Here is a 12237-nt window from a genome sequence, read left to right as displayed (position 1 = left end):
TGGGAAAACATATCCCCTCGTCCCGGCAGGCCCTCATGACCCCGCGTTCCCTGATCCTCGCCAGCGTCAGCGCCCTTGCGCTGGCCCATCCGGCCCTGGCCCAAGACCCCGCGCCCGCAGCCTCGGCCGCAGACGATTCGGTGTTCGTCCTGGGCGACATCACCCTGACCGTCGACGATGTGGCGGGCTATTTCGCGAACGGCGCGCAGACCACCAAGTCGGCCACGCCGATCTCGGAAGCCCAGCAGTCCGTCACGGTGGTGACGAACGACCAGATCACCGAACAGGGTGCCGAGAACCTGGGCGAGGCCCTGGGCTATACGGCGGGCGTCCTGGCCGAACCTTACGGCCACGACCCGCGTTTCGACGAGCCGATCGTCCGTGGCTTCAGCGCCCGACAGTCGCAATATGTCAACGGCCTGCGCCAAGGCCGCTTCTTCGGCGCCGTTAGCCAGGAGATTTACGGCCTGCAACAGATCGAGATCCTGCGCGGCCCGTCCTCGTCGCTCTATGGCGCAGGTTCGCCGATGGGCATCATCAACATGGTGCAGAAGCGCGCGCAATCCGGCAATTTCGGAGAAGTGGGGCTTGGCTATGACAGCAATGAAAGCTCGAAACTTTTCTTCGACGTGAACCGTTCGGCGGACGACACGCTTGCCTTCCGCATGACCGGCATCGGTCGCGACGACAGCACCCAGATCGAGGATTTGACCAACAAGGGCGGCTATCTTGCCGGTGCGGCGCGCTGGACCCCGGATGCGGCGACGACCATCGACGTCCTGGCGAATTATACCAAGGATGCGCCGATTTCGCCCGCTGGCGTTGCCCCTACGGTGGCTCTGACCGGCGACGGTGAATACCTCCGCGATCTTTACACCGGCCAGAAGGATTGGGACGAAAGCGACCGGACCATGTACAGCGTCGGCGTCGAGGTCAGCCACGAGATGGAGAGTGGCTGGACCCTTAGCCAGGGCTTGCGTTACGAGAAGTTGGATTGGGATTACCGTGGCACCTATCCAAGCGACAGCGACACCGACACTATCATGGGTCGCGGTTCCAGCCGGCAGCGCGAAAGCAGCAATACGATCAGCCTTGATACCCGCCTGTCGGGCCAGATGATCACCGGTCAGGTTACCCACCAACTGCTGTTCGGTGCCGATATTCGCCGCTACGAGGCCGATCAGCGCAGCGAATGGCTGAATGCCGATCCGCTGGATCTTGATAACCCCGATTACCATACCGATACTGTCCGCACGCCTTGGTATGTCTCGGAAGGCCCCACGCTTTATCGTCAGGCAGGTCTCTATGCCCAGGACGAGCTGATCTATGGCAAGTGGCGCGGCACCCTTGGTCTGCGTTACGACTGGGTCGAGCAGACGGGTGCCTATAGCGATGACACCGTCTACAAGGATAACAAAGTCACCGGCCGCGCGGGGGTCTCGTATCTCTTTGACAATGGCATGATGCCCTATGTCAGCTACTCGACCTCCTTCGACCCGGTCACCAGCACCCAGAACGACGGAACCCCGTTGAAACCCACCGAGGGCAAGCAGTGGGAAGCTGGCGTCAAGTATCGGCCGCAAAGCTTCGACGGTCTCATCACGGCCACGATCTATGATCTGGAAAACCAGAACGTGACCTATCGCGATGCGGCCGACAACAGGTGGTATCAGGTCGGCAAGGTGAAGTCGCGAGGCCTGGAACTGGAGGCGACGGCAGAGATTGCGGCTGGCTGGGACATCCGCGCAAGCTATGCCTACAACAGCACCGAGCAGAGCGATCCTCGCGACGCCGTGAATGACGGCAAGGAAATGCCAAACGCTCCTCGTCATCTCGCCAGCGTCTGGCTGGATCGCGACTTTGGGAACGGCTTCCGGGTTGGCGGCGGCATCCGCTACATCGGCTCGCGCTATTATAGCCAATCGAACGAGCCGGCGGCCGCCGGTCTGCCCGCCAAGCTGGATGATGTGACGCTGGTCGATCTGGGCGCCAGCTACAGCCGCGACAATTACCGGGCCAAGCTGAATATCTCGAACCTCACCGATGAGGTTTACCTGGGAACCTGCGGCTTTTCCTATTGCGCCTATGGCGAAGGTCGCACCGTGACCGCAGAAATCGCCTACACATGGTGATCGGCGGGGGCATCATGCCCTCGCGCCGTGCGATCCTGTCCGCCGCCGGGGCTTTCCTGGCGGCGGGTTTTCCGTTACGGGCGCAGGGTTTGCGCCCGCGTCTGGCCGCCATCGACTGGGCGATGCTGGAAACCGCCGCGGCCATCGGCCACATGCCCGTCGCCGCCGCCGAACTGGTGCGGTTCCGCCAGGATGTGATCACACCCGCGATCCCCGATCACGTCATCGACCTGGGCCTGCGCGGCGCTCCGAATTTCGAACTGTTGCAACTGACCCGGCCGGATCTGATCCTGTCCTCGCCCTATTACACCCGCTACGAGGACCGGCTGCGGACCATCGCCCCGGTCCTGTCGCTGCCCTTCTTCACGCCGGGCGAGCCGCCCTTGCCCCGGGCGCTTGCCGCGCTGACGGCGCTTGCGGATGTCATCGGCGACCCAAGGGCGGGCGCGCGCACCCTGGCCGCGACCCATGCCGCCTTGGATGGGCTGGCCCGGCGGCTGGCGCCGTTCCGCGACCGGCCGGTGGCGCTGATCAATATCGGCGACGGCCGGCACATGCGGGTCTTCGGCTTCGACAGCCTGTTCGGCAGCACGCTGGATCGGCTGGGCCTGCGAAACGCCTGGGCGGGGGACACCGCCTTCAGCTTCATGGCGCCCGTCCCGATCGAGCGGTTGGCCCGGATGCCCGAGGCCCGGCTGGTCAATATCGGCACCCTGCCCGCCGCCGCAGGACGCGCCCTGTCGCGCAGCGTCCTGTGGCGCGCCCTGCCCCCGGTCGCGCGGGGGCGGACCTGGCTGCTGGCCGACACCAACGCCTTCGGCGCCGTCCCCGCCGCGCTGCGGTTCGCCACCCTGCTGGCCCAGGCTTTCGAGGCCGGGCCGGGGACCATCGCATGACCGCGCGGCTGATCCCCGCCGCCGCTCTTGCCGCCGCCCTGTGGCTGGCGGCCGCGCTGCACCTGCTGCCCTTCGCGGACTGGCCCGCCTGGCCGCTGGATCCGGCGCGAATGGACATTCCCCAGATCCTGCTGGGCTTCGGGCTGATGCCGCGCGGAGTGGTCGCGCTACTGGCGGGCGCGGTGCTGGGCCTGTCCGGCGCAATCCTGCAAGTCGTGCTGAGGAACCCGGTCGCCGACCCGACCACGCTGGGCATCTCCTCGGGCGCGCAGCTTGCACTGGTGATGGCGACCATGCTGGCGCCGGGCCTGCTGGATCAGGGCCGTTGGCCGGTGGCGCTGACCGGGGCGGGGCTGGCCGCCGGGCTGGTGCTGGCCATCGGCGCGCGGCGGGGCTTTGCTCCGGTGACGATGGTGATCGCCGGGATGCTGGTCGGGATGACGGCCAGTGCCGTGGCGACCGCGACGACGCTGGCGCAGGGGCAATACCTGCTGTCGCTGGTGATCTGGAACGGCGGGTCTCTGGTCCAGCAGGACTGGTCGGGGGTGCGGGTGCTGGCGGGGGTGCTGGTCTTCGGGGCCGCCGCCGCCGCGGCTTTGGCGCGCCCGCTGCGCGTGCTGTCGCTGGGGGTCGAGGGCGCTTCGGGCCTGGGCCTGAACGTCACGCTGGTGCGGCTGCTGGCGGTCGGCGTGGCGGTGATCCTGGCCGCCGCCGTATCCGCCGAACTGGGGCTGATCGCCTTCGTGGGCCTGGCCGCCCCCGCCTTGGCGCGCACCCTGGGCGCGGTGTCGATCCCGCGCCTGCTGGTCCTGTCGCCGGTGATCGGCGCGCTGATCCTGTCGGTCTGCGACGGGCTGGTGCTGCTGGTCGCGGACCGCCTGGGCGAGACCTTTCCGACCGGCGCGCTGACCGGGCTGATCGGCGGGCCGCTGCTGATCCGGCTGCTGCCGCGCCTGCGCGGATCCACCCCGCCCGGAATGGAACGCGCCGAAGGCCCCGCGCCCCGCCGCGACCGCCCGGCGCCGCTGCTGGCCGGGCTGGCGGTGGCCCTGATCATTGCGGCCCTGGTGCTGGTCTGGATCGGCCGGGTGCCCGGCGGCTGGGCGATCCTGGACGCCGAAAGCTTCGCGGCCTTCCTGCCGATGCGCCTGCCGCGCCTGATCGCGGCAACTTCGGCCGGGGCGGCGCTGGCCCTGGCGGGGGCGATCCTGCAACGGCTGACCGCGAACCCCCTCGCCTCGCCCGAGGTGCTGGGCGTGTCGGGCGGCGCGGCGATGGGCTATGCGGGCGCGGTCTATCTGCTGGCCGCGCCCACGGCGGCGGCGCTGACGCTGGGCACGATGGCCGGGGGCGCGGTGGCGCTGGCGCTGATCGCCGCTTTCGTCAGCCGCCGCGACATGCCCGCCGAACGGGTGCTGCTGGCGGGAATCGCGGTCTCGGCCCTGGCCTCGGCCGTGCTGGCGGCGGCGATGTCGGTGGGCGACATGCGATCCTTCCAGATCCTCGCCTGGCTGTCGGGATCGTCATCGGCCGTGACCATGCCCGGCGCGCTGGCCCTGGCGGCGGTGGCGGGGGTGCTGTGGGCCGGGTCGCTGGCCGGGCGGCGCTGGCTGGCGATGCTGCCGCTGGGCACCGGCGTCGCGGGCGGGCTGGGCCTGCCCCTGCGCCGCGCGCGGCTGCTGCTGACCGCCTTGGCCGGGATGGCCACGGGGGCCGCCACGGTCCTGGTCGGGCCGCTGTCCTTCGTCGGCCTGATGGCCCCCCACATGGCCCGCCGCCTGGGCCTTGCGCGCCCCGGCGATCATGTCACCGGCGCGGCGCTGATCGGCGCCGCGCTGATGCTGGCCGCCGATTTCGGGGCGCGCATGGCGGGCTTTCCCTATGAACTGCCGCTGGGCCTGTTCGCGTCGCTGATCGGCGCGCCCTGGCTGATCTGGCTGATGACGAGACCGCAGCGATGAGCCTGTTTTCCATCTCCGACCTGACCGTCGATGTCCCCGGCCGCCGCCTTCTGCACGGCCTGACGCTGGACCTGCCCCCCGGCCGGGTGATCGCGCTGATCGGCCATAACGGGTCGGGCAAGTCCACCCTGCTGAAGGTGCTGGCCCGCCAGATCGCCCCCAGCGGCGGCGCCGTCGCCTTCGAGGGCCGCGCCCTGCCCGACTGGCGCGCCCGCGACTATGCCCGCCGCCTGGCCTTCCTGCCCCAGCACCCCCCGGCGGCCGAGGGCATGAGCGTGCGCGAACTGGTGGCGCTTGGCCGATACCCGTGGCACGGCGCGCTTGGCCGCTTCGGCCCCGACGACCATCAGGCCGTCGCCCGCGCGATGGCGGAATGCGGCGTCACGGGTTTTGCCGACCGGCTTGTGGACACGCTGTCGGGCGGCGAGCGCCAGCGGGCCTGGCTGGCGATGATGGTCGCGCAACAGGCCGCGACCCTGCTTCTGGACGAACCGATCAGCGCCTTGGACATCGCCCATCAGGTCGAGGTTCTGGCGCTTGTCCGCCGCATGTGCCATGAGAGCGGCCGCAGCGCCGTGATCGTGCTCCACGAGGTCAACATGTCCGCCCGATTCTGCGACCATGTGGTCGCGCTGAAGGGCGGGCGGCTGGTCTTGCAGGGCGGCCCCGCCGACCTGATGCGATCCGATGCGCTGGAACGGATCTATGGCCTGCCGATGCAGGTGCTGACACGCGCGGATGGCGGCCCGGTGGCCATCCCCGCCTGAGGGAAACCCGATGCTGCGCCAGTTCTTTTCCTATTACCGCCCCTTCATGGGACTGTTCTGGCTGGATTTCGGCTGCGCGGTGCTGTCGGGCCTGCTGGAACTGGCCTTTCCCCTGGCCGTCACCGCCTTCATCGACCACCTGCTGCCGCAGGGCAACTGGACGCTGACGGTCGCCGCCGCCGTGGGGCTGCTGGCGCTTTACGCGATCAATACCGGGCTGCTGACGGTGGTGATCTATTGGGGCCACAAGCTGGGCATCAATATCGAGACGGAGATGCGCGCCCGCGCCTTCGACCACCTGACCCGGCTGTCCTGGCGGTGGTACGACCGCGCCCGCACCGGCAAGCTGGTCGCCCGCGTCACCCGCGATCTGGAGGAGATCGGCGAGGTCGCCCATCACGGCCCCGAGGACGCCTTCATCGCCATCATGACCTTTGTCGGGGCCTTCGCGCTGATGTTCTGGGTCAATCCGCAGCTTGCGGTGATCGTGGCGCTGATCGTGCCGGCGATGCTGGCCCTCGTAATCGTCTATGGCGGGCGCATGACGCGGACCTGGCGGGCGATCTATTCCCGCGTCGGCGATTTCAACGTCCGGCTGGAAGAGGCGCTTGGCGGCGTCCGCGTGGTCCAGGCCTTCGGCAACGAGGCGCACGAGACCCATCTGTTCGCCGCCGACAACGCCCGTTACCGCCAGGCGAAGATCGACGCCTATCGCGTGATGGCCGCGTCGAACGCGCTGCAATACATGGGCCTGCGGCTGGTCCAGGTGATCGTGATGGTCATCGGCGCGGGCTTCGTGCTGACGGGCGACCTGACGACCGGCGGCTTCGTCGGATTCCTGCTGCTGGTCGGCGTGTTCTATCGCCCGCTGGAAAAGATCGCCGCCGTGATCGAGACCTATCCGCGCGGCATCGCCGGGTTCCGCCGCTATCAGGAACTGCTGGCGACCGAGCCGGAAATCACCGACGCCCCCGACGCCATCGAGGCCCCGGCCCTGCGCGGCGACATCCGCTTCCAGAACGTCAGCTTCGCCTATGACGAAGGCCGGACCATCCTGGACGGCATCGACCTGACCATCCGGGCGGGCGAAACGGTGGCCTTCGTGGGGCCGTCCGGGGCGGGCAAGACCACGCTGCTGGCGCTGCTGCCGCGATTTTACGAACCGACGCGGGGCCGGATCACCGTGGACGGGCTGGAACTGGCGCGGATGCGGCTGAACAGCCTGCGCCGCCAGATCGGTCTGGTCAGCCAGGACGTGTTCCTGTTCGGCGGCACGCTGCGCGAAAACATCGCCTATGGCCGCCTGGGCGCCAGCGACGAGGACATCCGCCAGGCCGCCGCCCAGGCGCAGCTGACGCAGATGATCGACGGCCTGCCCGACGGGCTGGACACAAGGGTCGGCGAACGCGGCGTGATGCTGTCGGGCGGGCAGAAGCAGCGCGTGGCCATCGCCCGCGCCTTCCTGAAGAACCCGCCGATCCTGATCCTGGACGAGGCGACAAGCGCGCTTGACAGCCAGACGGAACGCGAGATCCAGCAGGCGCTCGACACGCTGGCGGCGGGGCGCACGACGCTGATCATCGCGCATCGGCTGGGCACCATCCGCAACGCCGACCGGATCGTGGTGATGGACCGTGGCCGCGTGGCCGAGATCGGCAGCCATGCCGAACTGATCGCCCAGGGCGGGATCTATGCGGGGCTGGCCGCCTGAAAGACAACCATTTCGTGCAATTGCATTTCAGGCCACGAAAAATCTTTAATTATTCGCCGATTAAGGCATAGTTAGGCGGAATCCCACCGCGATGGCCGGTGGCATCATGCTGCTGGGCATCGCTGCAGGTGCATATCGTAGGAGATTTACATGAGATCAGCCTTGCAGGCCGTGGCCTTGGCCTTTGCAACGACGTTCACGCTGGGATCGGTGGCCGACGCCGCGACGGTCGCCAGCGTGGATGTCCCGTTGGGGCATTTCGACGGCATCATCTATGAGATCCAGCAGGCGGGCCGCTATACGCTGGACTTTTCCGGCACGGGCAGCGTCGAGGGCTTGCCCGACTATCTGGGATTTGCGGGCTATGTCCTGGCCGAGGTGACCGGCCTGGAAGAGCTGCTGGAACTGCTGGATGATGGCGTGACCTTCACCGCAATCAACGGACTGTCTTACGACCTGGGCTTTTTCGAGGCCGGGACGGACTTTGCGGCGGGCATCGCGACGTTGGGGGGCGATGCCACCATAAGCCTGGTCCGCATCGACGACGAACCGGCCCCGGTGCCCCTGCCTGCCTCTCTGCCGCTGTTGGCGGCTGCGGTCGGCATCACCGGACTGGCGGCGCGGCGGCGGATCGGCGCCTGATCGGGTCGCGGGGCGGCAAGGCCGTCCCCGCGTCAGCCCCAATAGGCGGCCGACAGGAAATCCTTGCGGTCGATGCCGCGCGCGGTCAGGTGCTGGCGGGCCTGTCGGGCCTGCCCCGCCTCGGCCGCGAACCAGACATGGCTGCCTTTCCCCAGATCGGTCCTGGCCAGGGCAGCCAGCAGGTCGTCGCAGCGCGTGACGCGCGGATCGGCGGCCAGCGGTCCCAGGTCGGGATAGGCCGCGCGGATATGGGCCGTGACCTCGCCCTGCGCCAGTTCCAGCATCCGCGCGATCGCGGGCAGCGCGGTTTCGTCGCCGAACAGGTGCAGGCGGGCGGCGTCCGGGCACCAGCCGCCGCCGGGACCGATGATGCCCACGGTGGATCCCTGCGGACCCGACAGCGCCCAGTCGCAGGTTGGGCTGCCCGCGTGGCGGAAGATGTCGAAATCCAGCCAGTCCTCGCCATGGCCGGCGACCGTATAGACCGGACGGTGCAGCGCATCCGCCCCCGTGGGCCATTCCGTCCGTCCCGAGGCCCCGACCCTGGGCCAGACCGCCTCTTGCCCCGCCGGGGGCAGAAGCAGGCGGAAATGCAGGCTGCCGATGCCGAAGCGCGCGGCATCCGGCCCGGTCAGGCGCACCCGGATGAATCCTGGCGACCGCTGCGCGACCGACCGCACCTGCATCAGCGACAGGCCCGGCGCAAGCGCGCCCGCATCGACCCGGTCCCACCGGACCTCCAGCCCGGCCTCGGCGAACAGTTCGGTGGCGCTGTCCTGAAGGTTGCCGATCAGGCGCGCCTCGGGTGCGCTCAGTTCGATGCGGACATCGCCGCCGCCCGGCACCAGGCGCAGTTCGCAGCCCCAGACGAACAGGCTCAGCGCATCGGCGGTTTCCACCAGCGGCACCTCCCACGCGGCGGCGCGGGCCTTCAGGGCCGCCGCGGCCGCGCCCGAGGCCATCGGGATGGTGCCGGAATTCCGGTGTGTGCGCAGGTGCGACATGACGCGACCCTTTCCATTTATGTGCTTTTCTTATACTGAACCAATTCAGTCAACAATATCGAAACCGCTGAACCCGCGATGAGCTACCTGCACAGGATGACCTGCCGGACCGATGGCATCCGGGCCGTGGCGCCGGTCCGCTGGCGCGGCCTGGACGGCGTGGCCAGCGTCTATTGGCAGGCCGAGGCGCGGGCGGGCGCCACGGGTTATTACCTGTCGCCCGATCCGCGTATCGTGTTCTTCCTGAACGACGTGTCGGGCCATATCCTGATCTCGAACCGCGACGCGGGCATGGAAGCCCATGCCCGGCCGATGATGCGGGCGCTGTATGTCCCGGCGGGGATGCCGATCTGGTCCAGCTTCACCGGAGCGCATCATTTCGCGCATCTGGATCTGCATATCCACCGCGACCGTCTGCTGCGGTTCCTGTCGCCGTCGCTCGGCGCGTCGGACGCGCTGTCGGTCCTGCGCCGCCCGGTCGAGATCCAGGACGCCCCGGCCCTGACCGCGCTGGCCGGTCTGCTGGTGGACGAGGTGTCGCGGCCCGCGCGCCATCCGGTCTTTGCCGAAAGCCTGGTGGGCAGCATCGCCACCGGGCTTCTGGACATTCCGGCGCGGGGCCAGGACAGCGCCTCGGGCGGGCTGACGCCCGCGCAGATGCGCAGGCTGACGGCCCGGCTGCACGCGCGCCAGGACCGGCGCATGACCGTGGCCGAGATGGCGGCGACGCTCGGGCTGTCGGAAAGCTGGTTCGCGGCGGTCTTCAAGCAGACGACCGGCCAGACGCCCCTGCAATGGCAAATGGCCCAGCGGATCGCCCAGGCGCAGCGCCTGCTGTGCGACCGCGCCCTGACCGTGGCCGATGTGGCGGCGCATCTGGGCTTTTCCGACCAGGCGCATCTGACGCGCGCCTTCCGGCAGGTCGCGGGGGAAACACCCGCCGCGTGGCGGCGGATGCGGATCGCGGAATAGCGCCCCTTACCAGGTATGGCGCAGGGTCACGGCGACGGCCCGGCCGGGGTTGTAGTAATCCGCCGTGCCGCTGCCGACGACATGCTGGTCGTCCAGCAGGTTGCTGATGTTCACGGCCAGGTTGGTGTTTTCCTGCACCTGATAGGTGAAGGCGGCGTCCAGCGTGACCGACGAATCAGCCTTGCCGGTATCGTTCGAGATCGCGAAGAAATACGACCCGACATAACGCGCGCCCAGGCCGAAGCGCATGTCGCCGCGGGTTTCGTTGCCAGGCAGGGTATAATTCACCCACAGCGAAGCCATGTGGTTGGGAACGTTGCCGAATTCGTTTCCTTCGACATCCACGCCCCGGATCGGCCCGGACCGCACGACGTCGGACTTCAGATACGAATAGGACGCGATCACGTCGACATTGCCGCCCAGTTCGGCCTTGCCTTCCAGGTCGAAGCCGCGCACCCGCTGTTCGCCGACCAGTTCGCGGGTGATGTTGCCGTCCGGCTGGACCACCGCCACGGTGACGTTGTTCTTGGTCAGGTCATAGACCGAGGCCGAGATCAGCGCGTTGGTCCCCAGCGGCTGATATTTCACGCCCAGTTCGTATTGCTCGCCCCGTTCCGGTTCGACGCCAACGCCCGGAGGCGCGACGGATTCGACATAGCTGACATAGGTCGAGATTTCGCTGTTGACCTTATAGGTCAGCGCCCCCCGGATCGAGGTTTCCGAGAAATCGTCGCTGGTCTGCACGCCGTTCAGCGTTTCCTCGATGTCCAGCCAGTCATGGCGCAGCCCGACGGTGGCGATGAAGCGGTCGTCGAAGGACAGGTTCTGCTGCACGAACAGCGATCGGGTGCTGTAGTCGTTGTCGCGCAGCTCATAGGGCGCCGCCAATGCGCCGGGAGCACCCGAATAGACCGGGTTTGCCACGTCGATCGGGGTATAGGCCCCGAAGAACGGCGCACTGCTGGTCGAGGCGTCGCGGAATTCCAGCCCGGCCACGGTGCTGCTGTCGAAACGCTCGAAACTGCGGTCGTATTGCAGGATGACGTTGCCGATCAGCTCCTCGGCGGTGTTTTCGCCGCCGAAATACCAGCGGTCCACGACCGTGCCGACCCGCGCCGGGCTGTCCGACAGATAGACATAGCCGAAATCGCTTTTCAGGTCGCTGTAGCGCAGGTTCGCGCGCAGATTCAGGCCGTTGTCGAAGTCATGTTCCAGCAATCCGGTGATGCTGGCGCGCTCGACATTCTGATAGTTGAAGTCCGGCTCTCCGAAGAAATCGCTGCGGTCGTATTCGCGGTCCAGCGGATAGCCGCCGCTGTTGGGGGTGTTTTCGCGTTTCAGGTAATCGGCGACCACGCTCAGCGTCGTGGCGCTGCCGGGCTGCCAGGACAGCCCGCCCATCAGGAAGCGCGAGTCGTTCTGCGAAGGATCGTAGTCCCGCTCGCCCTCCTGCACCTTGGCGGTCAGCCGATAGGCCAGCGTCCCTTCGGCGTTCAGCACGTCGCCGGCATCGAAGCCGTATTCGGCGTTGCGCGGCGATCCGACCGAGCCATAGACCTCTCCGAACCGTTCGAAACGCGGCTGCTTGGTGACGAAGTTGATCGTGCCGCCCGGATCCGAGGTGCCGAATAGGGTCGAGTTGCCGCCCCGGATCACCTCGGTCCGTTCGAACGCATAGGGTTCCTCGCGCGCGCTGCGCATGGAGCCCAGGGTCAGGCCGTCGCGATAGGTCGTCGCCTCGAACCCGCGGACCAGGAAATATTCGTTGCGATCGTCGGTGCCATAGTAATCGGTATGGATGCCCGAGGAATAGCTCAGCACCTCTTCCAGCGTGGTGGCCTTGCGGTCGCGGACTTCCTTTTCCGTGATGACCGACACCGAGGCCGGGGTGTCCAGGATGCTGGTCGCGACCTTGCCGCCGACCCACAGTTCCTGCGCCACGATGGAATTCGCGTCGTCGTCGAACTGGCCCTCGGCGTTGATCAGGATCGGCGACAGGCGATAGGGGGACGTCTCGGTCCCGGTGCCCGCATCCTGGGCAAGGGCCGGGGACGCGATCAGCGCCGTGCAGCCCAGAAGCAGGGCCGTCAGGTTGCGGCGGGCGCCGCACGAAATGTCATGTGCCATGGTTCAAAGTCCCGCATCGATGGTG

At 67.9% G+C, this 12237-nt stretch carries 9 protein-coding genes; 7 read left to right on the top strand and 2 right to left on the bottom strand.

Going from position 1 to position 12237, the window contains the following annotated elements; translation table 11 throughout:
* Nucleotides 1–35 precede the first annotated feature (35 nt).
* The 6 genes from PXD02_RS00625 to PXD02_RS00600 all read left to right on the top strand — a co-directional run bounded on the left by PXD02_RS00625 (nucleotide 36) and on the right by PXD02_RS00600 (nucleotide 8109).
* On the top strand, nucleotides 36–2132 hold the full coding sequence (locus PXD02_RS00625) for a TonB-dependent siderophore receptor (RefSeq protein ID WP_275105060.1): 2097 nt from the start codon (nucleotides 36–38) through the stop codon (nucleotides 2130–2132).
* Nucleotides 2129–3028, top strand: a complete 900-nt coding sequence (locus tag PXD02_RS00620; protein WP_275106470.1) for an iron-siderophore ABC transporter substrate-binding protein — start codon at nucleotides 2129–2131, stop codon at nucleotides 3026–3028. The genes PXD02_RS00625 and PXD02_RS00620 overlap by 4 nt, the downstream gene beginning before the upstream one ends.
* Nucleotides 3025–4989 carry a Fe(3+)-hydroxamate ABC transporter permease FhuB gene (fhuB, locus tag PXD02_RS00615; protein WP_275105059.1) on the top strand — a complete coding sequence of 655 codons (1965 nt, stop codon included), beginning with the start codon at nucleotides 3025–3027 and terminating at the stop codon, nucleotides 4987–4989. Before PXD02_RS00620 ends, fhuB begins: the two co-directional genes overlap by 4 nt.
* Nucleotides 4986–5756, top strand: a complete 771-nt coding sequence (locus tag PXD02_RS00610; protein ID WP_275105058.1) for an ABC transporter ATP-binding protein — start codon at nucleotides 4986–4988, stop codon at nucleotides 5754–5756. The genes fhuB and PXD02_RS00610 overlap by 4 nt, the downstream gene beginning before the upstream one ends.
* A gap of 10 nt (nucleotides 5757–5766) precedes the next feature.
* A complete protein-coding gene (locus tag PXD02_RS00605) occupies nucleotides 5767–7467 on the top strand; it encodes an ABC transporter ATP-binding protein (RefSeq protein ID WP_275105057.1) in 1701 nt (566 codons plus the stop codon).
* A 150-nt stretch (nucleotides 7468–7617) separates the two neighbouring features.
* Nucleotides 7618–8109, top strand: coding sequence for a hypothetical protein (locus tag PXD02_RS00600; protein WP_275105056.1), 492 nt, complete (start codon nucleotides 7618–7620; stop codon nucleotides 8107–8109).
* A gap of 32 nt (nucleotides 8110–8141) precedes the next feature.
* On the opposite strand, the gene PXD02_RS00595 is transcribed toward PXD02_RS00600, so the two are convergent.
* Nucleotides 8142–9113 (bottom strand): siderophore-interacting protein, encoded by a 972-nt coding sequence (locus PXD02_RS00595; protein WP_275105055.1) that lies wholly within the window; start codon nucleotides 9111–9113, stop codon nucleotides 8142–8144.
* A 78-nt stretch (nucleotides 9114–9191) separates the two neighbouring features.
* Here PXD02_RS00595 and PXD02_RS00590 point away from each other — a divergent pair, with 78 nt between their 5' ends.
* Nucleotides 9192–10085, top strand: coding sequence for a helix-turn-helix domain-containing protein (locus PXD02_RS00590; protein WP_275105054.1), 894 nt, complete (start codon nucleotides 9192–9194; stop codon nucleotides 10083–10085).
* A gap of 6 nt (nucleotides 10086–10091) precedes the next feature.
* Here the strand turns inward: PXD02_RS00590 and PXD02_RS00585 are convergent, their stop codons facing one another.
* Nucleotides 10092–12212 (bottom strand): TonB-dependent siderophore receptor, encoded by a 2121-nt coding sequence (locus tag PXD02_RS00585; RefSeq protein ID WP_275105053.1) that lies wholly within the window; start codon nucleotides 12210–12212, stop codon nucleotides 10092–10094.
* Nucleotides 12213–12237 lie beyond the last annotated feature (25 nt).

The organism is Paracoccus sp. S3-43 (assembly GCF_029027965.1).
Taxonomy (GTDB): Bacteria; Pseudomonadota; Alphaproteobacteria; order Rhodobacterales; family Rhodobacteraceae; genus Paracoccus.
Note: the sequence above shows the minus strand (reverse complement) of the source record. Positions and strands in the feature narration are given on the sequence as shown.